Origin of the sequence: Kocuria sp. LHG3120 (assembly GCF_049897445.1) — a bacterium.
Taxonomy (GTDB): Bacteria; Actinomycetota; Actinomycetes; order Actinomycetales; family Micrococcaceae; genus Kocuria; species Kocuria rosea.
Genome location: NZ_JAFCWG010000003.1, coordinates 39,885 through 65,071, shown reverse-complemented (window position 1 = coordinate 65,071; position 25,187 = coordinate 39,885). Strand labels below are relative to the sequence as shown.

At 73.2% G+C, this 25,187-nt stretch carries 23 protein-coding genes, 1 pseudogene and 1 riboswitch; of the genes and pseudogenes, 17 read left to right on the top strand and 7 right to left on the bottom strand.

Annotated elements, in window-relative coordinates; genetic code table 11:
* Positions 1 to 39: 39 nt before the first annotated feature.
* The 10 genes from ACP7CD_RS07215 (at position 40) to ACP7CD_RS07170 (ending at position 10,612) form a co-directional block, all read left to right on the top strand.
* Complete coding sequence (locus ACP7CD_RS07215) at positions 40 to 3,150, top strand: Na+/H+ antiporter subunit A (RefSeq protein WP_272026139.1); 3,111 nt, start codon at positions 40 to 42, stop codon at positions 3,148 to 3,150.
* Positions 3,147 to 3,641, top strand: coding sequence for a Na(+)/H(+) antiporter subunit C (locus tag ACP7CD_RS07210; protein WP_017832622.1), 495 nt, complete (start codon positions 3,147 to 3,149; stop codon positions 3,639 to 3,641). The genes ACP7CD_RS07215 and ACP7CD_RS07210 overlap by 4 nt, the downstream gene beginning before the upstream one ends.
* Positions 3,638 to 5,278, top strand: coding sequence for a Na+/H+ antiporter subunit D (locus ACP7CD_RS07205; RefSeq protein WP_035928242.1), 1,641 nt, complete (start codon positions 3,638 to 3,640; stop codon positions 5,276 to 5,278). The genes ACP7CD_RS07210 and ACP7CD_RS07205 overlap by 4 nt, the downstream gene beginning before the upstream one ends.
* Positions 5,275 to 5,982: a Na+/H+ antiporter subunit E gene (locus ACP7CD_RS07200; protein WP_035928246.1), complete on the top strand. Its 708-nt coding sequence runs from the start codon at positions 5,275 to 5,277 to the stop codon at positions 5,980 to 5,982. Before ACP7CD_RS07205 ends, ACP7CD_RS07200 begins: the two co-directional genes overlap by 4 nt.
* Positions 5,982 to 6,251: a monovalent cation/H+ antiporter complex subunit F gene (locus ACP7CD_RS07195; RefSeq protein WP_172604427.1), complete on the top strand. Its 270-nt coding sequence runs from the start codon at positions 5,982 to 5,984 to the stop codon at positions 6,249 to 6,251. Before ACP7CD_RS07200 ends, ACP7CD_RS07195 begins: the two co-directional genes overlap by 1 nt.
* Entirely contained in the window at positions 6,248 to 6,715 is a 468-nt protein-coding gene (gene mnhG / locus ACP7CD_RS07190; protein ID WP_017832615.1) for a monovalent cation/H(+) antiporter subunit G, read from the top strand. Before ACP7CD_RS07195 ends, mnhG begins: the two co-directional genes overlap by 4 nt.
* 60 nt (positions 6,716 to 6,775) lie before the next feature.
* On the top strand, positions 6,776 to 7,054 hold the full coding sequence (locus ACP7CD_RS07185; protein ID WP_109244103.1) for a DUF4235 domain-containing protein: 279 nt from the start codon (positions 6,776 to 6,778) through the stop codon (positions 7,052 to 7,054).
* A gap of 137 nt (positions 7,055 to 7,191) precedes the next feature.
* A riboswitch (TPP riboswitch) is annotated at positions 7,192 to 7,311 on the top strand.
* Positions 7,312 to 7,401: 90 nt separating this feature from the next.
* Positions 7,402 to 8,022, top strand: coding sequence for an ECF transporter S component (locus tag ACP7CD_RS07180; protein ID WP_426119698.1), 621 nt, complete (start codon positions 7,402 to 7,404; stop codon positions 8,020 to 8,022).
* A complete protein-coding gene (locus ACP7CD_RS07175) occupies positions 8,019 to 9,818 on the top strand; it encodes an ABC transporter ATP-binding protein (protein WP_426119696.1) in 1,800 nt (599 codons plus the stop codon). Before ACP7CD_RS07180 ends, ACP7CD_RS07175 begins: the two co-directional genes overlap by 4 nt.
* The gene (locus ACP7CD_RS07170) at positions 9,815 to 10,612 is read left to right on the top strand and encodes an energy-coupling factor transporter transmembrane component T family protein (RefSeq protein WP_109244097.1); all 798 of its coding nucleotides are present in this window, start codon (positions 9,815 to 9,817) and stop codon (positions 10,610 to 10,612) included. The genes ACP7CD_RS07175 and ACP7CD_RS07170 overlap by 4 nt, the downstream gene beginning before the upstream one ends.
* Positions 10,613 to 10,620: 8 nt before the next feature.
* Here ACP7CD_RS07170 and ACP7CD_RS07165 read toward each other — a convergent pair whose 3' ends face one another.
* The 4 genes and pseudogenes from ACP7CD_RS07165 to ACP7CD_RS07150 form a co-directional block, all read right to left on the bottom strand.
* A complete protein-coding gene (locus ACP7CD_RS07165; protein ID WP_251356489.1) occupies positions 10,621 to 11,502 on the bottom strand; it encodes an aminotransferase class IV in 882 nt (293 codons plus the stop codon).
* A 29-nt stretch (positions 11,503 to 11,531) separates the two neighbouring features.
* Complete coding sequence (locus tag ACP7CD_RS07160) at positions 11,532 to 12,125, bottom strand: uridine kinase family protein (protein ID WP_017832609.1); 594 nt, start codon at positions 12,123 to 12,125, stop codon at positions 11,532 to 11,534.
* A complete protein-coding gene (locus tag ACP7CD_RS07155) occupies positions 12,122 to 12,649 on the bottom strand; it encodes a low molecular weight protein-tyrosine-phosphatase (protein WP_095650373.1) in 528 nt (175 codons plus the stop codon). The genes ACP7CD_RS07160 and ACP7CD_RS07155 overlap by 4 nt, the downstream gene beginning before the upstream one ends.
* A gap of 147 nt (positions 12,650 to 12,796) precedes the next feature.
* Positions 12,797 to 14,632: pseudogene (locus ACP7CD_RS07150) on the bottom strand (BCCT family transporter); the annotation flags it as partial.
* Positions 14,633 to 15,032: 400 nt separating this feature from the next.
* Here ACP7CD_RS07150 and dnaK point away from each other — a divergent pair.
* From dnaK to ACP7CD_RS07130, 4 genes are all read left to right on the top strand, one after another.
* Positions 15,033 to 16,889 carry a molecular chaperone DnaK gene (gene dnaK, locus ACP7CD_RS07145; RefSeq protein WP_031282565.1) on the top strand — a complete coding sequence of 619 codons (1,857 nt, stop codon included), beginning with the start codon at positions 15,033 to 15,035 and terminating at the stop codon, positions 16,887 to 16,889.
* Positions 16,886 to 17,548 carry a nucleotide exchange factor GrpE gene (locus tag ACP7CD_RS07140; RefSeq protein WP_035928271.1) on the top strand — a complete coding sequence of 221 codons (663 nt, stop codon included), beginning with the start codon at positions 16,886 to 16,888 and terminating at the stop codon, positions 17,546 to 17,548. Before dnaK ends, ACP7CD_RS07140 begins: the two co-directional genes overlap by 4 nt.
* Before the next feature lie 164 nt (positions 17,549 to 17,712).
* On the top strand, positions 17,713 to 18,738 hold the full coding sequence (locus ACP7CD_RS07135) for a DnaJ C-terminal domain-containing protein (protein ID WP_095650375.1): 1,026 nt from the start codon (positions 17,713 to 17,715) through the stop codon (positions 18,736 to 18,738).
* Between the two features lies 1 nt (position 18,739).
* Positions 18,740 to 19,180, top strand: coding sequence for a heat shock protein transcriptional repressor HspR (locus tag ACP7CD_RS07130; RefSeq protein ID WP_017832603.1), 441 nt, complete (start codon positions 18,740 to 18,742; stop codon positions 19,178 to 19,180).
* A 26-nt stretch (positions 19,181 to 19,206) separates the two neighbouring features.
* Here the strand turns inward: ACP7CD_RS07130 and ACP7CD_RS07125 are convergent, their stop codons facing one another.
* The 3 genes from ACP7CD_RS07125 to ACP7CD_RS07115 are packed head-to-tail and all read right to left on the bottom strand — an operon-like array spanning position 19,207 to position 21,141.
* Positions 19,207 to 19,734 carry a GNAT family N-acetyltransferase gene (locus ACP7CD_RS07125; protein ID WP_244296657.1) on the bottom strand — a complete coding sequence of 176 codons (528 nt, stop codon included), beginning with the start codon at positions 19,732 to 19,734 and terminating at the stop codon, positions 19,207 to 19,209.
* Positions 19,731 to 20,522 (bottom strand): tRNA (guanosine(46)-N7)-methyltransferase TrmB, encoded by a 792-nt coding sequence (gene trmB / locus ACP7CD_RS07120; protein WP_035928279.1) that lies wholly within the window; start codon positions 20,520 to 20,522, stop codon positions 19,731 to 19,733. Before trmB ends, ACP7CD_RS07125 begins: the two co-directional genes overlap by 4 nt.
* Before the next feature lie 4 nt (positions 20,523 to 20,526).
* The gene (locus ACP7CD_RS07115) at positions 20,527 to 21,141 is read right to left on the bottom strand and encodes a TIGR00730 family Rossman fold protein (protein ID WP_052133009.1); all 615 of its coding nucleotides are present in this window, start codon (positions 21,139 to 21,141) and stop codon (positions 20,527 to 20,529) included.
* A gap of 139 nt (positions 21,142 to 21,280) precedes the next feature.
* On the opposite strand from ACP7CD_RS07115, the gene ACP7CD_RS07110 reads away from it, so the two are divergent.
* The 3 genes from ACP7CD_RS07110 to ACP7CD_RS07100 all read left to right on the top strand — a co-directional run bounded on the left by ACP7CD_RS07110 (position 21,281) and on the right by ACP7CD_RS07100 (position 25,089).
* Positions 21,281 to 22,546: a multidrug effflux MFS transporter gene (locus ACP7CD_RS07110; protein WP_229587879.1), complete on the top strand. Its 1,266-nt coding sequence runs from the start codon at positions 21,281 to 21,283 to the stop codon at positions 22,544 to 22,546.
* A gap of 155 nt (positions 22,547 to 22,701) precedes the next feature.
* Positions 22,702 to 24,147 (top strand): alanine/glycine:cation symporter family protein, encoded by a 1,446-nt coding sequence (locus ACP7CD_RS07105; protein ID WP_017832598.1) that lies wholly within the window; start codon positions 22,702 to 22,704, stop codon positions 24,145 to 24,147.
* 66 nt (positions 24,148 to 24,213) lie between these two features.
* Positions 24,214 to 25,089 (top strand): D-hexose-6-phosphate mutarotase, encoded by an 876-nt coding sequence (locus ACP7CD_RS07100; protein WP_035928282.1) that lies wholly within the window; start codon positions 24,214 to 24,216, stop codon positions 25,087 to 25,089.
* Positions 25,090 to 25,187 lie beyond the last annotated feature (98 nt).

Below are 25,187 nucleotides of genomic sequence, written 5' to 3'. Positions count from 1 at the left end.
CCGCCCGCCGATCTCTTCCCCGACCCCCGGAGGCGCCTGATGACCGCTGTGCTCCTGCTCCACGCAGTGGTGGCCGCGGTCGCGCCCCTGCTGTTCGCACGGATGGGACGCAGCGCCTTCTACCTCCTGGCGGCGGTCCCGTTCGCCGGCTTCCTGTGGCTGCTGGGCTCCGGCCCGCGGGTCTACGGCCCGGAGGGCGGCTGGACCGAGGGCGGGGAGTGGATCCCGTCCCTGCGCCTGGACCTGGTGCTGCGCATGGACGCCCTCTCGTGGACGATGTCCCTGCTCGTGCTCGGCGTGGGCTCCCTGGTGCTGTTCTACTGCGCCCGCTACTTCAAGTCCGGCGCGAGCGGCATCGGCGGCTTCGGCGCGCAGCTGCTCGCCTTCGCGGGCGCCATGTTCGGCCTGGTGACCGCCGACGACATGCTGGTGCTGTTCGTCTTCTGGGAGATCACCACCGTCCTGTCGTTCCTGCTCATCAGCTACAGCCGGACCCGCCTGTCCGCCCGGCGCGCGGCGCTGCAGGCCCTCGTGCTCACCACCGCCGGCGGCCTGGCCATGCTGGTCGGCATCGTGATGCTGGGCCAGGCCGCGGGCACCTACCGGATCTCCGAGGTGCTCGCGGCGGCCCCCGAGCTGGCGCAGCGCGGGACCGTGGTGGACGTGGCGGTCCTCCTGCTCCTCGTCGGCGCCGTGACGAAGTCCGCGCTGATCCCGCTGCACTTCTGGCTGCCGGCCGCGATGGCCGCGCCCACCCCGGTGTCCGCGTACCTGCACGCCGCCGCGATGGTCAAGGCCGGCATCTACCTGGTGGCCCGCTTCGCCCCGGGCTTCGCCGAGACGGCGCTGTGGCAGCCGACCATCGCGGTGCTGGGGCTGGGCACCATGCTCTTCGGCGGCTGGGCGGCCCTGAAGCAGTACGACCTGAAGCTGATCCTCGCCTACGGCACCGTCAGCCAGCTCGGCTTCCTCATGGTGATCGTGGGCCGCGGCTCCGCGGACACGGCGCAGGCGGGCATGGCCATGCTCCTCGCGCACGGGCTGTTCAAGGCCACGCTGTTCCTCGTGGTCGGGATCATCGACCACCGGGCGGGCACCCGGGACATCCGCCGCCTGTCGGGGCTCGCCGGCCGCGTGCCCGTCCTGTTCGCCGTCTCGCTCGTGGCCGCGGCGTCCATGGCCGGGCTGCCCCCGCTGGCCGGCTTCGTGGCCAAGGAGGCCGTGCTGACCGCCTTCGCCCACGACGTCGAGGGCGCGGCGGGGACCGTGGTGCTCGCCGGGCTCGTGGTCGGCTCCGTGCTGACCTTCGCCTACAGCGCCCGGTTCGTGTGGGGCGGGTTCGCCCACAAGTCCGCCGAGTTCTCCGAGCTCGACGCCGGGGTCGGCGGCAGGGCCGTGGTCAGCGACATGCAGCGGGTGGAGCCCGCGTTCCTCGCCGCGCCGCTCGTGCTCTCCGTCCTCACGGTGGTCCTCGGCCTCTGGCCCCAGCCGGTCGACGCGATGCTGCAGCCCTACGTCGACCAGTTCCCGGCCGTGGAGCACGACTTCTACCTGGCCCTGTGGCACGGGTTCACCCCGGCCCTCGGGCTCTCCGCCCTCATCGTCGCGGGCGGGATCCTGCTCCACCGCTTCCGGAGCCAGGTCGCGGACCTCCAGCGGGCCCTGCCGTCCCTGCCCCCGGGCGAGCTCGTCTACCGGCGGGTCGTCAACGTGCTGGACTTGGCCGCCGTGTGGATCACCGGCCGCACCCAGCGCGGTTCGCTCATGTTCTACCTCTCGGTCATCCTGATCACGGCGATCGTCGTGCCGCTGGTGGCGCTGATCGCGGAGGAGACCCCGCCCCTGGGGGCGCTGCGGGTCTCCGACGGCCCCGGGCAGCTGATCGCCGGCGTGGCCATGGTCGTCGCGGCCCTGCTGGTGCCCCTGGCCCGCAAGCGCTTCCTCGCGGTGCTGCTCGTGTCGGTCACGGGCTACGGGCTGGCCCTCATCTTCGCCCTGCAGGGCGCACCGGACCTCGCCCTGACGCAGACGCTCGTCGAGACCATCCTGCTCGTGGCGTTCGTGCTCGCCCTGCGCTCGCTGCCCGCCCCCCTGTGGCACCGCAACCCGGCCGGGCGCCGGCTGCTGCGCGGCACCATCGCGGTCACCTTCGGGCTGTTCATGATGGCGCTCGCGGCCTTCAGCATCTCCTCCCGCACGGCCGACCCGATCTCCCTGGAGCTGCCCCGCATGGCCTACGAGCTCGGCGACGGCCAGAACGTCGTCAACGTGATCCTCGTGGACATCCGCGCGTGGGACACGTTCGGGGAGATCTCCGTGCTCGTGCTCGCCGCCACCGGGGTGGCCTCCCTGATCTTCGTCACGGGTCGCGGGGACCGCATCGTCCGCTCCGGGGACGATCCCACCACCGACCAGCTGCGGGTGATCCGGCGGCGCAACGCCGCGGCCGTCTCGCCCGGCGGCGAGCCCCTGGAGGTGGGGCTGGCTCGCCGCGACGACGACCTCGAGGACCCCTACCTGCTCGCCGGGCGGACGATGGCCCCCGAGCGGCGCTCGATCGTCTTCGAGGTCGTCACCCGGCTGCTGTTCCACACGTTCATGATGGTCTCCCTCTACCTGCTGATCGCCGGGCACAACGACCCCGGCGGAGGGTTCGCGGGCGGTCTCATGGCCGGCCTCGCCCTGACCGTGCGCTACCTCGCGGGCGGGCGCTACGAGCTGGAGCTGGCCACGCCGATCAACGCGGGCACGATGCTCGGGACGGGCCTGGCGCTCGCCGCGCTCTACGCCGTCACCCCGGTGTTCTTCGGCGGGTCGGTGATGCAGAGCTACACCTTCGAGGCCGAGCTGCCACTCTTCGGGGCGGAGAAGTTCGTGACCGCCCTGATCTTCGACATCGCGGTCTATCTCATCGTGGTGGGGCTCATCCTGGACATCCTGCGCTCGCTCGGCGGCCGGATCGACCAGCGGATCGAGGAGGACGCGGTCCGCCGGCGGCGGCGCACCCCTGGACGCGGCACGCGCATCCGCGTCACGCGGCAGCGGAAGGTGTCCGCCGGCGCCCCCGCGGGAGCGACCGCGGCGGCCTCCGCGACATCGCCGACCGCGATCGCCCGGATCCGCACCGACGGAGGGAACGAGCACCGATGACCGTGAACCTGACCCTGCTGGTCGTGATGGGCGTGCTCTACGCCGTGGGCGTGTACCTGCTGCTCGAGCGCTCGCTCACCCGCGTGCTGCTCGGGCTGATGCTGCTGACCAACGGCACGAACCTGCTGATCCTGCACGCCGGCGGGGCCGCCGGGTCCGCGCCCCTGTACGAGGGGTCGATCGCCGCGGAGGACTACAGCGACCCGCTGCCCCAGGCCCTCATCCTCACCGCCATCGTGATCTCCCTCGCCGTCACCGCGTTCCTGCTGGGCATGATCTACCGGTCCTGGGTCCTCGGGCGCCGGGACGAGATCCAGGACGACGTCGAGGACCGGCGCGTGGCGCGGCAGTCCTCCTACGACATGGAGGACGACGCCGACGTCCCCGCCGACACCACGGAGTTCGACGACGCCCCACGGCCCCAGGACCCCGGTGAGTCCCTGGAGACCCCGGGTGTGCGCGGCGTCGACGAGTGGGGAGGGAGGCGGTGACCGTCGACTTCGCCCAGCTGGCCCCCCTGGCCGTCATCATCCCGTTCCTCGGGGCGGCCCTGAGCCTCCTGCTCCTGCGGCGCAACGCCCTCCAGCGGACCGTGGCCATCGGCTCGCTCGTGCTCACCCTCGCGGTCGAGGCGCTCATCCTCGGGACCACGTGGAACCTCGGCCCGCAGGCCGTCCACCTCGGCGGCTGGGAGGCGCCCTGGGGCATCGTCATGGTCGTGGACCAGCTCTCGTCCCTGATGCTCGTGGTCTCCACGGTCGTCTCCCTCGCCGTGCTCGTCTACGCGAGCGGGCAGGGCGTGGCCGACGGCGACGAGGAGGGGCCGATCTCGATCTTCCACCCCTCCTTCCTGATCCTCGTGGCGGGGGTCTCCAACGCCTTCCTCGCCGGGGACCTGTTCAACCTCTACGTGGGGTTCGAGATCCTGCTGACCGCGTCCTACGTGCTCATGACGATGGGCGGGACCGTGCAGCGGATCCGCACCGGCGTGACCTACGTGGTGGTCTCGGTGATCTCCTCCGTGCTGTTCCTGATCACCATCGCGATGATCTACGCGGCCACGGGCACCATCAACATGGCCGATCTCTCGGTCAAGCTTGAGGGCCTGCCGGTGGGGACGCAGATGCAGCTGCACCTGATGCTGCTCATCGCGTTCGGCATCAAGGCCGCGGTCTTCCCGCTGTCCTTCTGGCTCCCGGACTCCTACCCGACCGCCTCCGCGCCCGTGACCGCCGTGTTCGCCGGCCTGCTGACCAAGGTGGGCGTGTACTCGATCATCCGCACCGAGACCGTGCTCTTCCCCGGGGAGCGGCTCGACGACCTCCTGATGTGGGTCGCGCTGCTCACCATGGTGGTCGGCATCCTGGGCGCGCTCGCGCAGATCGACATCAAGCGCATGCTGTCCTTCACCCTGATCAGCCACATCGGGTACATGATCTTCGGGGTGGCCGTGGGCACCCAGGAGGCGCTCTCCGCCACGGTCTACTACGTGGCCCACCACATCGTGATCCAGACGAGCCTGTTCCTCGTGGCCGGGCTGATCGAGCGCCGCGGGGGGTCCACCAACGTGGACCGGCTGGCCGGGATGGCCAAGATCTCGCCGCTGCTCGCGCTGCTCTACCTCGTGCCCGCGCTCAATCTCGGCGGGATCCCGCCGTTCTCCGGCTTCCTGGGCAAGACCGGTCTGCTGCAGGCCGGCGTGGACCAGGGCGACGGGCTGGCCTACGCCCTCGTCGCCGGCTCCGTGGCGGTGTCCCTCCTGACCCTGCTCGCCCTGATCCGGGTGTGGAACCGCGTGTTCCTGCGCGCCCCGGAGGACGCGGAGTACCCGGACCCCATCCTGCTGGCCCCGGTGCCCGCCGGCTCCCGGTTCCTGCTGACCTCGGGTGCCGTCGACGACCAGGCGGGCCGCTTCGCGGGCAAGGGCGACGTGCGCCTGATGTCCCCCTCGATGCTGGGCGGGGCCTCGGCCCTCGTCGCCGCGGGGGTGGCCCTGACCGTGTTCGCCGGGCCGCTGTTCCAGCTCGCGGACAACGCCGCGGAGAACCTCGTCCGCCCCGAGCGCTACGTCGAGGCCGTGCTGGACCCCGCGTCCGCGCCGCGGCCCGTCGTGGAGGAGGCCCCGTGACCCGCCCCAAGAATTCCCTGCTCGTCGAGCTGCCGCTGCTGGTGTGGCTCGTGGTGGTGTGGGGCGCCCTCTGGGGCGACTTCGGCCCCGGCAACCTGCTGGTCGGACTGGTCCTGGCCCTGCTCGTCACCTGGGTGCTCTACCTGCCGCCCGTCCAGCTGTCCGGCCGGTTCAACCCGTTCCAGTTCGCCCTCTTCGCCGTGACGTTCGTGTGGCAGGTCGCCAAGGCGAGCTTCGAGGTGATGCTCATTGCGATCCTCGTGGGCCCGCGCGCGCGCAACGCCGTGGTCGGCGTCCAGCTGCGCACGCGCTCCGACCTGCTCCTGACGGCCACCGGCCACACCATGACCCTGATCCCGGGCTCGCTCGTGGTGGAGGTGGACCGGGCCTCCGGCACGCTGTACTTCCACGCGCTCAACGTCCGCAGCGCTCAGGAGGCCGAGGACTTCCGCCGGTCCGCCCTCCGGGTGGAGGCGGCCTGGATCCGGATCATGGGCACCCCGGAGGAGCTCGCCGCCCTGCGGGCCGAGCGGGGCGGCGGACGGGCCTCCGGCACGGACCGGCCGGACAGCGCCGCGCTCAGCTCGCCGATCACCGCGAGCCTGCAGATCGTGGGCCGCCGCCGGGACGAGGTGCCCACCGGGTCCCCGGCGGACGCCCCGGGATCCACCCCCACCGACACCCACGAGGAGGACCACCCGTGATGCAGATCGCCGTGGCCGTCGCGGCCGTGCTGCTCAGCGCGGCCGCCGCGGGCACCCTCTACCGCCTCGCCAAGGGCCCCTCCCTGCTGGACCGCGTGGTGGCCACGGACGTGCTGCTGGCCATCGTCGCGGCCGCCCTCGCCGTGGACATGGCCTACCACGGCCACCTCAACAACCTGATCCTCATGGTGATCGTCTCGCTGGTCGGGTTCATCGGCTCCGTGACGGTGGCGCGCTTCGCCACCCAGACCGCCGAGCACGGGCGGTGAGCGCCGTGCTGGACACCGTCCTGGACGCCGCCGCGGCCGTGTGCCTCGTGGTCGGCGCGCTCATGTCCCTCGCCGCAGGGATCGGCCTGGTCCGCTTCCCGGACCTCCTGACGCGCATGCACGCCGGCACCAAGCCCCAGGTCTTCGGGCTGCTCCTCATGCTCACGGCAGTCGCCCTCGAGAACCGCGAACCCGTCATGATCCCGCTCATCGCCCTCGGCTGGATCTTCCAGCTGCTCACCGTGCCCGTCTCGGCGCACATGGTGGGACGCTCGACGTACCGCACCAAGCACCTGAACCGGACCACGCTGACCCAGGACGACCTGCAGAAGGTCCTCAACCGCGCCGCGGAGGGCGGGGCGGAGGGCTCCGCGGAGGGCGTCGCCGCGGGACCGCCGGTGCCGAGCCCGGACGGCCGGCGGGCGGACGGACAGCAGACTGACGGATCGCCGGGGACGCGTTAGGCTGGGCAGGATCGACAGGGCGCACCCGCGTCCCCCTCGGACGACAAGGAGCAGCACTCCATGAACACCAAGGTCCTCGAACTCGTGGGCACCGGCCTCTCGCTCGGCGGCGTGGCGCTCTCGCACAAGGTGCTCGGCGCGGCGTGGACGCGCATCACCGGCGACCCGCCCCCCGCCAAGAACCCGGACCCGGACGAGGCCTGGACGGGCATCATCATCTGGTCGCTCGTGACCGGTCTCGTGGGCACCGTCATCAAGGTCGGCATCTCCCGCCAGATCGCGAAGATGGAGAACAGGCCGCAGACCAACCCCAAGGCCTCGAGCCAGGCCGAGGTCTGAGGCCCGGCGAGCACCTCGCGCAGGGGCCCGTCCGGCCGGACACCGCACCGGTGTCCGGCCGGACGGGCCCCTGCGCCGTTCACCGGCCGTGCGCCGGCAGTGCACGGAGCGGGCGAAGGAGGGGTAGACTCGGTGCCACTGAACGACAGGGGAGCGCCCCGCCGGTGAGACCGGCGCGGCGCTGAGAGTGCGGATCGCCGCAGACCCTCGAACCTGCTCCGGCTAGCACCGGCGAAGGGAGTCGAGCATCTCAGGGGTGCTTCCCCGGGAACGCGCCACCGGCGCGGCCCGCGGGACCCCGTCCCCTCCTGGCACCGACGGCTCGCTGAGCCCAGGAGGAACCCACCGTGAACACCACCACCCACCGCCCCGCCCGCCGCCCCGGCACGTCCCGCGCGTCGTCCTGGCGCGTCGTCGACATCGTCGTGGCCGCCGTCCTCGCCGCCGTGTGCGCGGTCGTCTTCTGGGCGTGGTCGAACCTGCTCTACCCCGTGGTCGGCACGGCCGCGGTCGCCTACCCGCCCGCCGTGGGGCTGATCGCCGGCGGCTGGCTCGTGGCCGGCGTGCTCGGCGGGCTGATCATCCGCAAGCCCGGCGCCGCGCTGTTCTGCGAGCTGCTCGCCGCCGTGATCGAGAGCTTCCTGGGCACCCACTTCGGCCTGCTGGTCGTGCTCTCCGGTCTCGTCCAGGGCATCGGCGCGGAACTGGCCTTCGCCTCCTTCCGGTACCGCCGGTTCGACGCCCTCGTGGCGGCCGTGGCGGGCGCCGTGAGCGGGATCTTCCTCGGCGTCCACGAGAACATCGTCTACAACTACGAGTGGGCGCTGAGCCACCAGTTGGTCTACGTGGTCCTGGCGGCCGTCTCCGGGGCGGTGCTCGCGGGCCTGCTGATGCAGGCCGTGGTGCGGGCCCTCGCGGCCACCGGCGTGCTGCAGGGTCTCGCGTCGGGTCGGGCCGTGCGGCGATGACGGCTCCCACGACCCCGGACCCCGTGGTGCCCGCCGGCCCCGGGGCGCGGGTCGAGGCCCGCGGCTTCGGCTGGCACCACCCCGGGCGGGACGCGGCGGCGCTGCGCGGCCTCGACCTCGTGGTGGAGCCGGGGGAGCGCGTGCTCCTGCTGGGACCCAGCGGGGCGGGCAAGTCCACCCTCCTGCACGCCCTGGCAGGAGTCCTCCACGACGACGACGGGCAGTCCGCCTCCGGCGAGCTGCTGCTCGACGGCATGCCGCCGGAGCAGGCGCGCGGCCGGGCCGGGCTCGTGCAGCAGGACCCCGAGTCCCAGGTGGTGCTGTCCCGGATCGGGGACGACACCGCCTTCGGCCTCGAGAACCTCGCGGTGCCCCGGGAGCAGATCTGGCCGCGGGTGCGCGCGGCGCTCGACGACGTGGGGCTGGACCTCCCCCTCGACCACTCCACCGCGGCCCTGTCCGGCGGGCAGAAGCAGCGCCTGGCGCTCGCGAGCGCCGTGGCCATGAGCCCCGGGCTGCTGCTGCTCGACGAGCCGACCGCCAACCTGGACCCCGCCGGCGTGCGGCAGGTCCGCGACGCGGTGGTGTCCTGCCTCGACCGCAGCGGCGCCACGCTCGTGGTCGTGGAGCACCGTGTCGCCGTGTGGGCCGAGGTCGTGGACCGCGTCGTCGTGCTCGGCCGGGACGGGAGCATCACCCACGACGGCGCGCCGGGCCGGGTGCTCGACGCCGCGGCCGACGAGCTCAGCGGCGCGGGGGTGTGGGTGCCCGGCCGAGTGCCTGCCACGCGTGCGCCCGCTCGCCCCGCCGCGGGTCCCGGCGCAGGCTCCGGTGCACATCCCGGCGGGGGTCCCGCCGGAACCGGGGCCGCCGGCTCCGGGGCGGACGGCGCACCGCTGCTGAGCGCCACCGGTCTGGGCGTCTCGCGCAGCCAGCCCTCGGCGCGGCAGCTGCGCGCCCGGCGGCGGGCGCGGCGGCGCGGCCGCCCGCTGGACGACGCCGCCGCGGGCCGGGACCTCCCCACGGCGGTGGCCGACGTGGAGCTGACCCTGCGCCGCGGCCGCGCGCTCGCGCTGACCGGGCCGAACGGCGCCGGCAAGTCCACGCTCGCGCTGACGCTGGCGGGTCTGCTCGCCCCCGTGCGCGGCACCGTGCGGGCCCACCCGGTCCTCGACCGCGGCGCGGGCTCCGACCCGCTCGAGTGGAGCGGCCGGGAGCTCGTGGCCCGCGTGGGCACGGTCTTCCAGGAGCCCGAGCACCAGTTCCTGCGCGCCACCGTGCGGGCCGAGCTCGAGCTCGGCCCCCGGCTGGCCGGCACGCCGGTGGCCGAGCGGGAGCGCCGCACGGATGAACTGCTCCGCCGGCTGCGGCTCTCGCACCTGGCCGACGCCAACCCGTTCACCCTCTCCGGCGGCGAGAAGCGGCGGCTGTCCGTGGCCACGGTGCTCGCCACGGACCCGGACGTGCTGGTGCTCGACGAGCCGACGTTCGGTCAGGACGCCCTGACGTGGGCGGAGCTCGTGGACCTGCTCGTGGAGCTCGTCGACGCCGGCACGTCGGTCCTCGCCGTGACCCACGACGAGGACTTCGTGCGGGCGCTCGGCGCCGAGGTGCTGGCGCTGGGCACCCCGAGCGAGCGGGGCCGCGCCGCTCGCACCGCACCGGCGGCGGAAGGGGCGCCGGCCGTTCCTGCCGTGCGGTCCGCGGCCGCGGCCGGGAGTGCCACGGCCGCTCCGGCGGCGCCGGGCGCCGGCGCGGTGCGGGTCGTCCCCGCCCGGCGGGAGCCCGTCCGGTGAGCGCCGCAGCGATCGCGCCGTCGGCCCGGACCTCCCTGCTGGGGCGCACGAATGCGGTGGTCAAGCTGGCCGGGGCGCTGCTGCTGACCGTGGTGCTGCTGCTCAGCGCGGACCCCGTGACGTCGGGGACCGTGCTGCTGGGCGAGGTGCTGCTGCTGGCGCTGGCCGGTCAGCGCCCGCTCGCGCTGCTGCGCCGGGCGTGGCCGGTGGTCGTGGCGGCGCTCGTGAGCGGGTGGGGCACGGCCCTGCTCGCCGAGGACACCGGGCCGGTGCTGCTCGACCTGGGGGTCACCGGGATCTCGTCCGGCTCGGTGGCCGCGGGGGCGGCGATCGCTCTGCGCGGGCTGGCACTGGCGCTGCCCGGGCTGATGCTGGTGCTCACCACGGATCCCACGGACCTCGCCGACGGCCTCGCCCAGACGCTGCGCCTGCCGGCCCGCTTCGTGCTCGCGTCCCTGGCCGCGCTGCGGCTGGTGGGGGTGATGGTCTCCGAGTGGGCCACCCTGGCGATGGCGCGGCGGGCGCGCGGGACGGGGTCCGGGCACGGTCCGGTGGGCGCGCTGCGGGAGTTCGGCGGCCAGGCCTTCACACTGCTGGTGCAGTCCCTGCGACGGGCCACCCGGCTGTCGGTCACCATGGAGGCCCGCGGCTTCGGTGCGGGTCCGCGCACGTGGGCCCGCGTCCCGGGGTACTCCTGGCGGGACGCGGCGGTCCTCACGGGCTGTGCGGCGGCCGCCGCGGCGGGCCCGGCGGTGTCCGTCCTGCTCGGGACGCACCGGTTCATCTGGGCCTGAGCGAAGGATCAGGCCTGCTGGACCCAGCTCGTGACGAGCCTCGTCAGGTCCGGGTCCACCGGCAGCGGCTGGTGGTCGAGCCGGCGCACCGGCACCGCGAGCCGGACGCTGGAGACCAGCCACACGGCGTCGGCCTCCATGAGGTCCGCCGGGTACAGGGGTCCGTAGCCGAGCTCCCAGCCGTCCCGGCGGGCGGCGGCGAAGATCTTGGCCTGCGTGGTGCCGGGCAGGATCCCGTGCGAGGGCTCCGGCGTCAGCAGGGTGCGGCGGCCGGCGCGCACCCGGGCGCAGACCACGGAGGACGTCGCGCCCTCCAGGACCCTGCGCCCCTCCGTGGTGAAGACCGCCTCGTCCGCGCCGAGGGAGCGGGCGTGGCGCAGGGCGGCCATGTTGATCGCGTAGGAGAGCGTCTTGGCCCCGGGGAGCAGCCACGGGTACCCGGCGTCCTGGGCGGGGTCGTGGCCGCGCGGCAGCAGCACCGCGGTCACGCCGTCCCGGCGCTGCCGGAACGTCGTCTCCGGCACGGGGCTCACCACGATCCAGGACCACGGGCCGTCCGCCGGGGTGCCGCGGCTGATCACCACCTTGACGGCGTGCTCGGCCCCCAGTCCGCCGTCCCCGCCGGGGGCGGCGTGGGCGAGCGCCAGCTCCACCGCCCCGCGCACATCCCGCGCCGACGGCACGGGCAGCTGCGCCAGCCGCGCGGAGGCCGACAGCCGCTGGTGGTGGGCCTCGAACTTCTGCACGAGCCCGTCGACGGCGCGCATGGTCTCGAAGACACCGTCACCGCGGGTGAGCCCCTGGTCGTCGATCCGCACGAGCGGGACGGACGGATCGGCGAGGACGCCCTCCGGGTGGGCGGCGTCGAGGACGACGACGGTGCTGGTCACGGATCCTCCTGTCGGTGCGGCCGCGGGGCTCAGCAGACGGGGCCGGGGTGCAGGATGTCCACCTGTTCCCAGACGTGGTCCTCCGCCAGGTAGGCGTCCTCCTGGGCGGCCCAGCGGTCCCAGTGCTCGGCGTAGTAGGAGCCGTCACGGCTCAGCGCGCGGTCGTAGCGCAGGGCGGTGGGCAGCTCGACCCACACGGAGACGTCCAGCAGTTCCCGGGCCTCGGCGCTGCACGCGCCGACGCCCTCCAGGATCACGACCTCCGCCACACGGGTCAGCCGCGGGGTCCCCGGGGAGCCGGTGACCCAGTCCCAGGCGCTCCACTCGGCGTCCCGGCCCTGGTCGAGGGGTGTGAGGACCTCGTCCACGTAGGTGCGGCGGCCGGGGCCGAGCCCGTCCCAGCCCGGGTAGAGGTCCTCGAGGTGGAAGAGCGTCACGTCCCGCACCGGGCGCAGCACCGCGGCGAGCTGCTCGGCGAGGCTGGTCTTGCCGGCCCCCGAACGCCCGTCGATGCCGATGAGGTAGGGGCGGCGGGTGGGGGAGGGGAGCAGCCGCGCCAGGTTGGTGCCGGCGGGGTGGGCCGCGGCGAGCGCCGGATCCAGCTCGAGCTCGATGTCGATCACGCGCGCCCGGCGTCCTGCGCGGATCCCCGGTCGGCGCCGAGCTCCCGGGCGACGGCGCGGACCACGCCCGGAACGGCGGCGTCGATCATGCCCCAGGTGGACTCGAAGTCCTCGGGGCCCCCGTACCAGGGGTCGTAGATCCCCAGGTCGCCGTGCTCGAGGTCCTTCACGGCGGGGTCGAACTCCCGCAGCAGCCGCACCTTGGCGGCGGCGGAGCGGTCCGGTGCGAGCGCCCGCAGGCGCTGCCAGTGCACCACGTCCAGGGCGAGCACGAGGTCCCGGTCGCCGAAGCGGACGGGGTCGAAGACCTGGGCCGCGTGCGCGGAGGCGTCGAGCCCCGCGCGGCGCAGGAGGTCGCCGGCGCGGGGGTCCACGGGGTTGCCGAGCTCCTCGTCGCTGACGCCGGCCGAGTCGATCCGCACGCGCCCGGCCAGTCCTGCGGCCTCGAAGGCGCGGCGCAGGGCGAACTCCGCCATGGGCGAGCGGCAGATGTTGCCGGTGCACACGGCCACGATCGAATACATAGCGCGCAGTCTAAGCCGTCCGGTCCCGGCACGAGAAGTGGGGGCGCCCCCCCCGGGGGGGGCGGGCGCCCGGCGCGGGGCCGGGGCGGCCCCGCGGCCGGGCGGGGCGCGCGGGCGCGGCGCGGCCCGGGCCAGTCGTTCCTGACCGGCGTCCGGGCGCTCCGGCTCCTGGTCGGCCTGCTGGCCGGAGCTCGAACCGGTCTCCGCGGCGAGGTCGATCTCCTCGCCGTTCTCGTCGACCCGCCGGTACCAGTCGGTGACGGCCGGGTCGTGGGAGTCGAAGGTCTCGCCGGCAGCACGGGCGCCGGGGGCGTGCTCCACCTGCAGGGCGAAGTCGTCGCCGTGCTCCTCGATGCCGTGGATCACGGCCTTGCGCACCGCCGTGAGGGCGAACGCGTGGCGGATCGTGGCGGGGTCGCTGCGCAGGTCCTTGTAGAAGGCGACCATGAGGAAGGCGACGATCACCGCGAACGGCAGGGCCGAGACGGTCACGAGGTTCTGCATCCCGGTCAGGGCGTCGTCGCCGCCCACGAGCATCATGACCGTTGCGATGCCGCCGAGGCACAGGCCCCAGAACACGACGATCGGCCGGTTCGGCTCCGGCTGGCCCCGCTGGGACAGCGTGCCCATGACGATGGACGCGGAGTCCGCGCTGGTCACGAAGAAGATGCCGATGACGACCATGGCGAGCACCGACGTGATCGCGCCGAAGGGCAGGGCGTCGAGCATGCCGAACAGCGCGGCCTCCTGGCCGCCCGCGGCGGCCAGGTCGGTCCCGGTGCGCTGCAGGTACATGGACGTGCCGCCGATGACCACGAACCAGAGCACGCACATCGAGGAGGGGACCACGAGCACCACGGTCACGAACTGGCGCAGCGTGCGGCCGCGGGAGATCTTGGCGATGAACATCCCGACGAACGGGGACCAGGACAGCCACCAGGCCCAGTAGAAGACGGTCCAGCCGCCGGCGAAGGCGGTGGCGTCCTCGCCCCAGCCGCCGGTCTGCCCGGTCATCCAGAGGTACTCCTGCAGGTAGGTGCTGAACACGGCGGGGACCAGGTCCAGGATCAGGACGGTGGGCCCGGCCACGAACACGAACAGGGCGAGCAGGAACGCCAGCAGCAGGTTCGTGTTGGAGAGGTAGCGGATGCCGCGGGCCACGCCGGAGACCGCGGAGACCACGAAGGCGGCGGTGAGGACGGCGATGATCGCGATGAGCCCGCCGTTGCCGAGCGGTCCCCAGCCCGCGACGATCTCGAGGCCCCGGGAGATCTGCAGCGCGCCGATCCCGAGCGAGGCGGCGGTGCCGAAGAGGGTCGCGAAGATGGCGAACACGTCGATGAGCCGGCCCAGGCCGCCCTCGGCGCGCCGCTGGCCGATCAGCGGCACGAAGATCCGGCTGATGAGCGGGGAGCGTCCGCGCCGGTAGGCGCCGTACGCGACGGCCGCGCCGACCACGGCGTACATGGCCCAGGGGTTGAGACCCCAGTGGAAGGCGGTCTGGACGAGGGCGTAGACGGTCATCTCCTCGGAGCCGGGTTCCGCCCCGAAGCCGGGGACGCCCGCGCCGAAGTGGCTCAGCGGCTCGGAGGCGCCGTAGAACATCAGGCCGATGCCCATGCCGGCGGCGAAGAGCATGGCGAGCCACGAGAAGAAGGAGTACTCGGGCTTCTCGTCGTCCATGCCCAGGGGGATCCGCCCGGTCCGCGTGAAGCCGACCACGAGCATGAACAGCACGGCGGCCGTGGACAGGGCCGTGAAGAACCACCCGGCGTTGCCGGTGACCCAGCCCAGGGCCGCGGTGGAGGCGGCGGTCAGGGACTCGGTGGAGAGCACGCCCCAGGCGATGAACCCCACGATCAGCGCGGCGGTGACGGTGAAGACCACCTTGTCCGTGCCGTAGTGCAGCTTCTGGTCCTCGACGGCGATGCCGGGGACGAGGGCGGGGTGGATGCCGTGCGGGTAGTTGATCTCGCGCAGCACCTCCCGCGGCTTCGGCCGGCGGGAGCCGTCGGCCTCACTGGACGGATGCGGCGAATGGGGTGGCGTGGTGCTCACGGTGGCTCCTGAGGTGTCGGGGTGCGTGCGGTGTCGTGTCGGTGCGTGCGGTGACGTGCGGGGCGGACCCGGGGGTGTGGCGGTGGCCCGCGGGAACGGGCTCAAACACTCCACGGTATCCGACGTCCTGCCACGCCGGGAGGGAGTGCGCGGCGTCTCACATCCCCGGCACCCCGGGTTGAGTCGATGTGGCTCAACTTAAGTTGACATCAGCGGCTCACGTGGCAGACTTGAGCCAGGAAAACTCAAGAACTGAGACCTCCGGGACCCCAACGGGGCCGGTACGGCCCGCCCGGTTCAGCTCGACCCGAAGGAGAACACGTCCATGTCTCGTGCAGTAGGAATCGACCTCGGCACCACCAACTCCGTGGTGTCCGTGCTGGAGGGCGGCGAGCCCACCGTCATCGCCAACGCCGAGGGCAACCGGACCACGCCGTCCGTCGTCGCCTTCTCCAAGGACGGCGAGACCCTGGTGGGCGACATCGCCAAGCGCCAGGCCGTCACCAACGTGGACCGCACGATCGCCTCGGTGAAGCGCCACATGGGCACCGGGTGGTCCACCGACATCGACGGCAAGAAGTACACGCCGCAGGAGATCTCGGCGCGCATCCTGATGAAGCTCAAGACCGACGCCGAGTCCTACCTCGGCGACAAGGTCACCGACGCCGTGATCACCGTCCCGGCGTACTTCAACGACGCCGAGCGCCAGGCCACCAAGGAGGCCGGTGAGATCGCGGGCATGAACGTGCTGCGCATCGTCAACGAGCCCACCGCCGCGGCGCTCGCCTACGGCCTGGAGAAGGGCAAGGAGGACGAGCTCATCCTGGTCTTCGACCTCGGTGGAGGCACCTTCGACGTCTCCCTGCTGGAGGTCGGCAAGGACGAGGACGACTTCTCCACCATCCAGGTCCGCTCGACCGCCGGCGACAACCGCCTCGGCGGCGACGACTGGGACCAGCGCGTGGTCGACTGGCTGCTGGCGCAGGTGAAGTCGAAGACCGGCGCGGACCTGTCCAAGGACAAGATCGCCCTGCAGCGCCTGAAGGAGACCGCGGAGCAGGCCAAGAAGGAGCTGTCCTCCGCGACCAGCACCAGCATCTCCCTGCAGTACCTGTCCGTGACCCCCGAGGGCCCGGTGCACCTGGACGAGCGCCTCACCCGCGCCAAGTTCGAGGAGCTCACCCGGGACCTGCTCGAGCGCACCGAGAAGCCGTTCAAGGACGTCATCGCCGAGGCCGGCATCTCCGTGTCCGACATCGACCACGTGGTGCTGGTGGGCGGCTCGACCCGCATGCCCGCCGTCGCGGAGACCGTCCAGCGCCTGGCCGGCAAGGAGCCCAACAAGGGCGTGAACCCGGACGAGGTCGTCGCCGTCGGCGCCGCGATCCAGGCGGGCGTGCTCAAGGGCGACCGCAAGGACGTGCTGCTGATCGACGTGACCCCGCTGTCGCTGGGCATCGAGACCAAGGGCGGCGTGATGACCAAGCTCATCGAGCGCAACACGGCGATCCCCACCAAGCGGTCCGAGACCTTCACCACCGCCGAGGACAACCAGCCGTCCGTGTCCATCCAGGTCTTCCAGGGCGAGCGCCAGTTCACCCGGGACAACAAGAACCTGGGCACCTTCGAGCTGACCGGCATCGCCCCCGCCCCGCGCGGGATGCCGCAGATCGAGGTCACCTTCGACATCGACGCCAACGGCATCGTGCACGTCTCCGCGAAGGACAAGGGCACCGGCACCGAGCAGTCGATGACCATCACGGGCGGGTCCTCCCTCTCCAAGGAGGACATCGACCGGATGGTCAAGGACGCCGAGGCCAACGCCGAGGCGGACCGGGTGCGCCGCGAGGCGGCCGACCTGCGCAACAACGCGGAGCAGCAGGCGTACTCCGTCGACAAGCTCCTGAAGGACAACGACGAGAAGCTGCCCGCGGACGTCAAGTCCGAGGTGCAGGCGGACGTCGACGCCCTGAAGAAGGCGCTCGAGGGCGAGGACGAGGACGCCGTGAAGTCGGCCTACGACAAGCTGCAGCAGTCCCAGACCAAGCTCGGCGAGGCCCTCTACGCGCAGTCGCAGACCGAGGGCGCCGAGGGCGCCCCGGGTGCGGGCGCCACCGGTGCCACCGGTGACGAGGACATCGTCGACGCCGAGGTCGTCGACGACGAGGACGAGAAGAAGTGAGCATGCCCGACCCCACGCCAGGACCCGACGAGAACGCGGACGACCACGGCGCCGGGAGCGTTCCCGGCGACCACGCCGCGCACCCCGGCGAGCAGTCCGCGCAGGACTCCGGCGCCGGCCCCCGCGAGGAGGCCGGGCCGGAGGGCCTGACGGTGGACGACATCCTCTCGACGCCACAGTCGACGGAGGCGGAGTCCGGGGACGCCGCACCGGCGCCGGCCGCCGCGGAGGACTCCCCGGCGGCGGCCCTCGCCGAGGAGCGGCTCGAGGAGCTGCGCCGGCTGCAGGCCGAGTTCGTGAACTTCAAGCACCGCACGGCGCGCGAGAAGGAGCAGCTGCGGACCTTCGTGACGGGCGACCTCCTGCAGACGCTGCTGCCGGTGTTCGACGACATCGACGCGGCCCGGCAGGCGGGCGACCTCACCGACGGCCCGTTCGCGGCGATCGCGAACAAGCTCGAGGAGACCCTCGTGCGGCACGGGCTGGTGCGCCTCGGGGAGGTCGGGGAGAAGTTCGACCCCAACGTCCACGAGGCGGTGCTGCAGCAGCCCACGAGCGAGGTCGAGCCGGACCAGGTCTCGATGGTGCTGCGCTCCGGCTTCCGGATCGGCGAGCGCGTGGTGCGGCCGGCCCAGGTCGCCGTCGCGGTCGCCGAGTGAGGCCGGACCCGGCCTGATCCCGGCGACGTCAGGGGAGGCCCGTCCCTCGGGCCTCCCCTGACCCGTCCACCCGTCCCCGGCGCCGCGGCGCCGGGGACGACCCCCGGACCACCACCGGGTCCTGCTCCGCAGGACCCCGACCGGCCCCACAGAAAGGAGGCGTCATGGCCAGCCAGGACTGGATCGACAAGGACTTCTACAGCATTCTCGGCGTCTCCAAGGACGCGTCCGCCGCCGACGTCAAGAAGGCCTACCGCAAGCTCGCCCGCCAGTACCACCCGGACCAGAACCCGGGGGACGCGGAGGCCGAGCAGCGGTTCAAGGACATCACCGAGGCGAACTCCGTGCTCTCCGACCCCGAGGAGCGCAAGCAGTACGACGCGATCCGCGCAATGGGCTCCGGGGCGCGCTTCACCGCCGGCGGCCCCGGCGGCGCCGGGGGCTCGGCCAACTTCGAGGACCTCTTCGGCGACATCTTCGGCGGAGGCGGCGGAGGACGCCGCCGCCGCACGACCTACTCCACCGGCGGCGCGGGCGGCCCCGGCGGCCCGGGCGGGTTCGAGGACCTGTTCGCCCAGTTCGGCGGTCAGACCGGGTACGGGGCGCCGGGCGGCTACGGCGGCTACCAGGCCCCGCCGGCGCGCGGGGAGGACATCCGGACGGAGACGACCATCCCGTTCCGCTCCTCGGTGCACGGCACCACGGTCAAGCTGCGCCGGGGCAACGGCCAGGAGACCACGGTGCGGATCCCGCGCGGCGTGCGCGACGGGCAGAAGCTCAAGCTCGCCGGCAAGGGCCACTCGGGTGCAGGCGGCGCCGGCGACCTCTACGTCACCGTCCACGTGACCCCGCACCCCTTCTTCCGGCGCGTCGAGGGCACGGACGACGTCGAGGTCACCGTGCCGATCACGTTCCCCGAGGCGGCCCTGGGCGCCACCATCGAGGTGCCCGTGCTGGACGGCGGCACCGTGCGCGTGAAGGTCCCGGCGGGCACATCCTCGGGCCGGCGCTTCCGCGTCAAGGGGCGCGGGTTCGGCACGGCCAAGGGCACGGGCAACCTGATCGTGACGGTCGAGGTGCACGTGCCGGCCGAGCTGGACGAGCAGGCGCAGGCCGCCGCCCGGGCGTTCGCCGAGGCGACCGCGGACGAGGACCCCCGGGCCCGCCTGGCCGAGAAGGCACGGGTGTGAGATGGCACTGGACGCCGACCAGCCGCTGTTCGTGATCTCCGTGGCCGCGGAGATCGCGGAGATGCACCCGCAGACGCTGCGCCAGTACGACCGGCTCGGCCTCGTCAGGCCGTCCCGGGCCCCCGGCCGCGCCCGCCGCTACTCGCAGCGCGACATCGAGAAGCTGCAGCAGATCCAGGTGCTGTCCCAGCAGGGCGTGTCCCTCGAGGGCATCCGGCGCATCCTCCAGCTGGAGAACCAGGTCGCGGCCCTGCGGTCGCGGGTGGCGGAGCTGTCCCGGGAGCTCGAGGACGCCCGGGACCGGGCCGAGGAGTCCTCGCGGATCTTCGCCGCCGGCGTCGGCGGGGACGTGGTGCGCATGGCCCGCGGCGCCCGCCCCCGGGCCCGCAAGATCTCGCAGGCCGTGGTGCTGTACCGGCCCCCGCGCCAGCAGGAGCGCTGAGCCGCACCGGCGCCCGGGCCGGGCGGTCAGCGCAGGTGCTTCTCGAAGCCCACGTCGTACACGCCGCCCGGATAGACCCGGGCGGTCCCGGGCAGCAGGACGTACCCGCTGCTGCGGTACAGGGCGGCCGCCTCCGGCTGGCGGCTGCCCGTGGTGAGGTGGATGCGCCGGTAGCCCGCCGCGGCGGCGAGCCGCTCGAGCTCGGCCAGGACCCGCCGCGAGATCCCCCGCCGGCGGTGCGCCGGGGCGGTCCACACCCGTTTGAGCTCCGCCGTGGCGTCGTCGTGCCGGCGGAACGCGCCGCCGCCCACCGTCGTGCCGCCCTCGAGGAGGAGCAGGAGCGCTCCGGCGGGAGCGGTGAAGTCGTCGACGGGGTGCTCGGCCATCTCCTCCGCCCCGATCTCGGGACCGTAGCGCTCCACGTACTCGTGGTGCAGGCCCTCGAGCAGCGGCTGCGTGCGGGGATCGCCCGGGGGCACGACGACGAAGCCGTCCCGCTCCGCGCCGGGCACTGCGGGCACGCCGTTGCGCTCCGCGCCGGGGACGGCGCTCACGCCGTCCGGCGGTAGACGAGGTCGCGGGGGACGCGGCCCGCCTCCTGCGCCTTGCGCTCGAAGCTCGTGAGGACCCGTCCCTCCCAACGCGGGGCCCATCCGGTGTCCGGGTGCTCGTCGTCGGCGAGCGGGCCCGGGTGGACGTTCTCGAACTGCGGGGACGCGTCGAGGACCTCGCGCATCACCAGGGCGTACTCCTGCCAGTCCGTGGCGAGCCGCCACAGCCCGCCCGGGACGAGCACCCGGGCGGCGAGCTCGGCGAACGCGGGGGAGACCAGGCGCCGCTTGTGGTGGCGGGTCTTGTGCCAGGGGTCCGGGAAGAACACCCACAGCTCGTCGACCGAGGCCGGGGCGAGCATGTGCTCCAGGACCTCGGGCGCGTTGGCCTGCGCCACGCGGACGTTGTCCACCCCGGCCTGGGCCGCCTTGAGCAGCAGATCCGCGATCCCGGGCTTGTACACCTCGACGGCGAGGTAGTTCCGCGCCGGGTCCTGGGCGGCGGCGTGCACGACCGCCTCGCCGAGCCCGGAGCCGACCTCCACGACCAGCGGCGCCTCGCGCCCGAAGGCCGCGGCCGCGTCGAACTCGTGGTCGGGGTGGACGGAGGTGTCCGTGCGCACGCGCGGGACGTCGAGCACCCGGGTGGGCGCCCAGTCGTCCCAGGCCTTCTGGCGGCGGGCGGTGAGGCGGTCGCCGCGGCGCACGAAGGAGTACGGCCGGCGGTGGAACGCCTCGGGGACGGGGCCCTGTGCGGGGCCCTCGGCGGGGGAAGGGGTGTGCTCGCTCATCGCCCTACATCCTAGGGGCTGGGCGGACGGCGGGCGCGTCGGCGCCGGGAACGGGCGGCTCGGACCAGCGCCGGCGGGGCGCCTCCCACGCCGCGAACCGGGCGAGCAGCTCGTCGGCGTCCTGGGCGACCACGGCTGCGTCCCGGTACTCGGGGCGCACGAGACCGGCCGCGGACATCGAGGCCACCGCGTCCAGCAGGGGCCTCCAGTAGCCGGCCACGTCCAGGAAACCGACCGGCTTGGCGTGCACCCCCACCTGCAGCCAGGTCCACGCCTCGAAGATCTCCTCGAGGGTGCCCAGGCCGCCCGGCAGGGCCACGAACCCGTCGGCGAGGGCGGCCATCTCCGCCTTGCGCTCGTGCATCGTCCGGACGATGCGCAGCTCGGTCAGCCCCGTGTGGGCCGTCTCGTCGTCGACGAGCGACTGCGGCATGACCCCGACCACCTCGCCCCCGGCGGCCAGGGCGGCGTCGGCGACGACGCCCATCAGCCCCACGTGGCCGCCGCCGTAGACGACGCCCACGCCGCGGCGGGCGAGGGTGGTGGCGAAGGCCCGGGCGGCCTCGGGGAACAGGGGGTCGGAGCCGAGGGATGCCCCGGTGTACACGGCGAGTCTCATGAGGACATTGTCGCTGTCGCAGTCGCAGTCCCTCGTCCTCGTCCCGCATGTCTCTCCCTCGTCCTTCGCCACGTCGCGGCGTCGATAGCATGAGGCGCGCCCCGCGCCCGCCCTGCCGACCCGTGCCGAAGGACCTCCCGTGAGCTCATCGCCGCCCGACGACCCCGTGCGCTCCCGCCTGCGCCTCTCCGGCGGCAAGGACCGGGTGGTGCTGGTGGCGGCGCTGGGGATCCTCAGCGCGGTGAGCCCGATGGCCACGGACATGTACCTGGCCTCGATGCCTGCCATGGCCGGGCACTTCGGGGCGTCGGCCTCCGCGGTGCAGCTGACGCTGACCACGTACATGGTCGGCATGGCCGTGGGGCAGTTCCTGCTCGGGCCCGTGTCCGACGTGCTGGGCCGGCACCGGCTCATGGTGGCCGGCAACGCGCTGTTCCTGCTCAGCTCCGTCGCCGTGGTCCTGGCCCCGACCATCGGGACGGTGCTGGTCCTGCGGGCGGTGCAGGGACTCGCCGGGGCGGCCGGCGTCGTGATCGCCCGCGCGGTGGTCTCGGACATCGCCTCCGGCCGCGGGGCCGCGAAGCTGTTCTCGGTCCTCGCGACCATCACCTCCCTCGCCCCGGTGGTGGCCCCGCTCCTGGGCGGGGTGATCGCCACGGTGGCCCCGTGGCAGACCGTGTTCTGGGTGCTCGCGGCGTTCGGGCTGCTGATGCTGGCGTGCTCCGTGCTCGTGGTCCCCGAGACCCTGCCCCCGCACCGGCGCCACCGCGGCGGGGTCGGCGCCGTCGTCACCGGGTCCTGGCGGGTGCTGCGCACCCCGTCCTTCATGGCCTACGCCCTCGCCTTCGGACTCGCGTTCGGCGCCCTGTTCTCCTACATCTCCGCCTCCTCCTTCGTGCTGCAGAACGTGCTCGGCTACTCGGCGCTCGGCTACTCCGTGGTGTTCGCCGTCAACGCGGGCGGCTCCATCCTGGGCGCGGTCGTCAACACCCGCCTCGTCGACCGGGTCGAGCCCGGCACGATCCTCCGCACCGCGATCGTGGTCATGGCCGCCGTCAACGTGGTGGGCCTGGGCCTGGTGCTGGCCGGGATCACCGGGTGGACCACCCTGGCGCACCTCTTCGTGAGCCAGACCTGCATCGGCTTCGTCATGGGCAATGCCGTGGCCCTCGCCCAGGGCCGGGTCCCGGGCCGGGCCGGGGCCGGGTCGGCGGTGCTCGGACTGGTCCAGTTCCTCCTGGGCGGGCTCGTGAGCCCGCTGACCGGCCTGGCCGGTCAGCACACCGCCGTCCCGATGGCCGTGTCCATGGCGGTGTGCTCGCTGCTCGCCGCGGGAGCCGTGCTGCTCGCGCGCCGCCTCTCGCGGCGGGCGCCGGAGGGCCCCGCCGCCCCGTCCGGCCCGTAACCGGGCGGAAACGGGCAGGAGCCACACTGTGGCCGATCCATCGGTCCCTGACCGGGGGAGCAGCGGACCTGTGATTAGATGCCTTCTGCCGAGACCGAGGTCACAGTCCCGTTCCGGCCCGATTCCTGATCCACCCGACACCCACGGGAGAACACATGCTCCAAACCATCGAGACTGCCCTCGGCGAGCTGGGCGGCATCATCTGGGGGCCCTACGTCCTCATCCCCCTGCTGCTGCTCACCGGTCTGTACCTGACCGTCCGGCTGGGCGGGCTGCAGTTCCACAAGCTGGGCTCCGCGCTGCGACTGGCCCTGTTCGACCGCAAGGACGCGGACGCCCGCGGCGGCGACGTCTCCCAGTTCCAGGCGCTGACCACGGCGCTCGCGGCCACCGTGGGCACCGGCAACATCGTGGGCGTGGCCACCGCGATCTCGATCGGCGGGCCCGGCGCCCTGTTCTGGATGTGGGTCACCGGCCTGCTCGGCATGGCCTCCAAGTACTCCGAGGCGTTCCTGGCCGTGCGGTTCCGCACCACGGATGCCAAGGGTGAGATCTCCGGCGGCCCGCAGTACTACCTGGAGCGCGGCATCCGCAACGGGTTCGGCAAGTTCCTGGCGATCTTCTTCGCCGTCGCCGCCGCGCTGGCCGCGTTCGGCATCGGCAACATGACCCAGGGCAACTCCATCGCCTCCAACCTGGAGAGCTCGTTCAGCGTCCCCACCTGGATCACCGGTGTGGTGCTCGCCGTGCTGACGCTCGCCGTGCTCGTGGGCGGGATCAAGTCCATCGGGAAGGTCACGGCGGGCTTCGTCCCCGTCATGATCCTCTTCTACGTCCTGGGCGCCCTGTTCATCCTCGTCGTCAACGTCGCGGCCATCCCGCAGGCGGTCGTCCTGATCTTCACCGACGCCTTCTCCGGCACGGCGGCCGTCGGCGGGTTCGCCGGATCGGCGATCATGCTGGCCGTGCAGATGGGCGTGGCCCGCGGCATCTTCTCCAACGAGTCCGGCATGGGATCGGCCGCGATCGCAGCGGCCGCGGCCCAGACCACCCACCCGGTCCGCCAGGGGCTGGTCTCCATGACCCAGACCTTCATCGACACCATCATCGTGGTGACCTGCACGGGACTCGTGCTCATCACCACCGGGGTCTGGGAGCAGGGGGCGGACTTCGCCGCGACCATGACCGGCGACGCCTTCAGCCAGGGCCTGCCCGGGCAGTGGGGCCACTACGTGGTCACCATCGGGCTCGTGATGTTCGCCTACTCGACGATCCTCGGGTGGGCCTACTACGGCGAGCGGTGCATGGAGCGGCTCTTCGGCCGGCCGGCCGTGATGCCCTACCGGGTCGTGTTCTCCCTGGTCGTGTTCGTGGGCTGCACCGTGCCGCTGGCGGTGGTGTGGAACTTCGCCGACGTGATGAACGGCCTCATGGCCCTGCCCAACCTCCTCGGGCTGCTGCTCCTCTCCGGGCTGGTCGTCCGCGAGACCAGGCACTACCTGGACCACGACCCCAAGCTGCGGGCGGACCGCCGCCAGGTCGACGCGTTCATGGAGGGCCATCCCGGAGCGATCGACTCGTACGAGCGCACCGGCGTCTGACGGCTGTCGGCGCACGAGGGCCCGGCCTCCTGACGGGGACCGGGCCCTCGGTCTAGCCTGAGGGGCATGAGCGAACTCCCCGAGCCCCGCCTGTTCTCCTGCGCGGACGCCACCGGCGCCGTCCACGACCAGGGCGCGCACGTGATCGACTGGATCCCCACGGGCCACGCCCCGGTGCTGTGGCTGTCCCCGAGCACCGCGCTCGAGACGGGCAAGCCCGTGCGCGGGGGTGTCCCGATCTGCTTCCCCTGGTTCGCGGACGGGGCGGAGGGCGGGCGCGAGCCCAAGCACGGCTTCGCCCGCACGCTCCCGTGGCACGTCGAGTCGCGCGAGTCCTCGGACCACGAGGCGATGATCGTCTACCGGCTCTCGGACGCGGACGTCACCGAGCCCGCGCACCAGGAGCAGTTCCCGTACCAGTTCGAGGCCTACTGCGTGGTGCGCTTCGGCACCGAGCTGTCCCTCGAGCTGAGCGTCACCAACACCGGTGAGCGCCCGTTCGACTTCGAGGAGGCCCTGCACGCCTATCTGGTGGTGGGGGACGTGCGGAAGATCCGGGTCGAGGGGCTGGACGGCGCGTCCTACCGCGACAAGGTCCTGGACCGGGAGGACTGCGTCCAGGAGGGGGACCTCCGGTTCGACGGCGAGACCGACCGGGTGTACCGCTCGACCGGCGACGTCGCCGTGGTGGACCCCGTGCTGGGGCGGGTGCTGCGGATCCGGAAGAAGAACTCCGGCACCACCGTGGTGTGGAACCCCGGGGCGGAGACGGCGGCGGCGATGCCCGACGTGGGGCCGGACGGATGGACGGACTTCGTGTGCGTGGAGGGCGCCAACACCCACGCCGACGCCGTGCACCTCGAGCCCGAGGAGACCCACAGCATGGGCTACCGCCTGTCGGTGGAGACCACGGCGGAGGACCCGGGCCGCCCACCCGCCTGATCCTCGGGACCGTCCGGCGCTCGGCACAGCGCTGTCGGAGGGCCGGTCCGCGCCCGTGTCCCGCGGCAGCACCGACCGGGAGGCCGCACGCCCAGCGC

Excerpts from the sequence above, each read along its gene's own strand:
- ACP7CD_RS07215 (WP_272026139.1), top strand. The coding sequence starts at position 40 with ATGACCGCTGTGCTCCTGCTCCACGCAGTGGTGGCCGCGGTCGCGCCC.
- ACP7CD_RS07210 (WP_017832622.1), top strand. The coding sequence starts at position 3,147 with ATGACCGTGAACCTGACCCTGCTGGTCGTGATGGGCGTGCTCTACGCC.
- ACP7CD_RS07100 (WP_035928282.1), top strand. The coding sequence starts at position 24,214 with ATGAGCGAACTCCCCGAGCCCCGCCTGTTCTCCTGCGCGGACGCCACC.
- ACP7CD_RS07105 (WP_017832598.1), top strand. The coding sequence starts at position 22,702 with ATGCTCCAAACCATCGAGACTGCCCTCGGCGAGCTGGGCGGCATCATC.
- ACP7CD_RS07175 (WP_426119696.1), top strand. The coding sequence starts at position 8,019 with ATGACGGCTCCCACGACCCCGGACCCCGTGGTGCCCGCCGGCCCCGGG.
- ACP7CD_RS07115 (WP_052133009.1), bottom strand. The coding sequence starts at position 21,141 with ATGAGACTCGCCGTGTACACCGGGGCATCCCTCGGCTCCGACCCCCTG.
- ACP7CD_RS07185 (WP_109244103.1), top strand. The coding sequence starts at position 6,776 with ATGAACACCAAGGTCCTCGAACTCGTGGGCACCGGCCTCTCGCTCGGC.
- ACP7CD_RS07135 (WP_095650375.1), top strand. The coding sequence starts at position 17,713 with ATGGCCAGCCAGGACTGGATCGACAAGGACTTCTACAGCATTCTCGGC.
- trmB (WP_035928279.1), bottom strand. The coding sequence starts at position 20,522 with ATGAGCGAGCACACCCCTTCCCCCGCCGAGGGCCCCGCACAGGGCCCC.
- ACP7CD_RS07195 (WP_172604427.1), top strand. The coding sequence starts at position 5,982 with ATGCAGATCGCCGTGGCCGTCGCGGCCGTGCTGCTCAGCGCGGCCGCC.
- dnaK (WP_031282565.1), top strand. The coding sequence starts at position 15,033 with ATGTCTCGTGCAGTAGGAATCGACCTCGGCACCACCAACTCCGTGGTG.
- ACP7CD_RS07130 (WP_017832603.1), top strand. The coding sequence starts at position 18,740 with ATGGCACTGGACGCCGACCAGCCGCTGTTCGTGATCTCCGTGGCCGCG.
- ACP7CD_RS07155 (WP_095650373.1), bottom strand. The coding sequence starts at position 12,649 with ATGTATTCGATCGTGGCCGTGTGCACCGGCAACATCTGCCGCTCGCCC.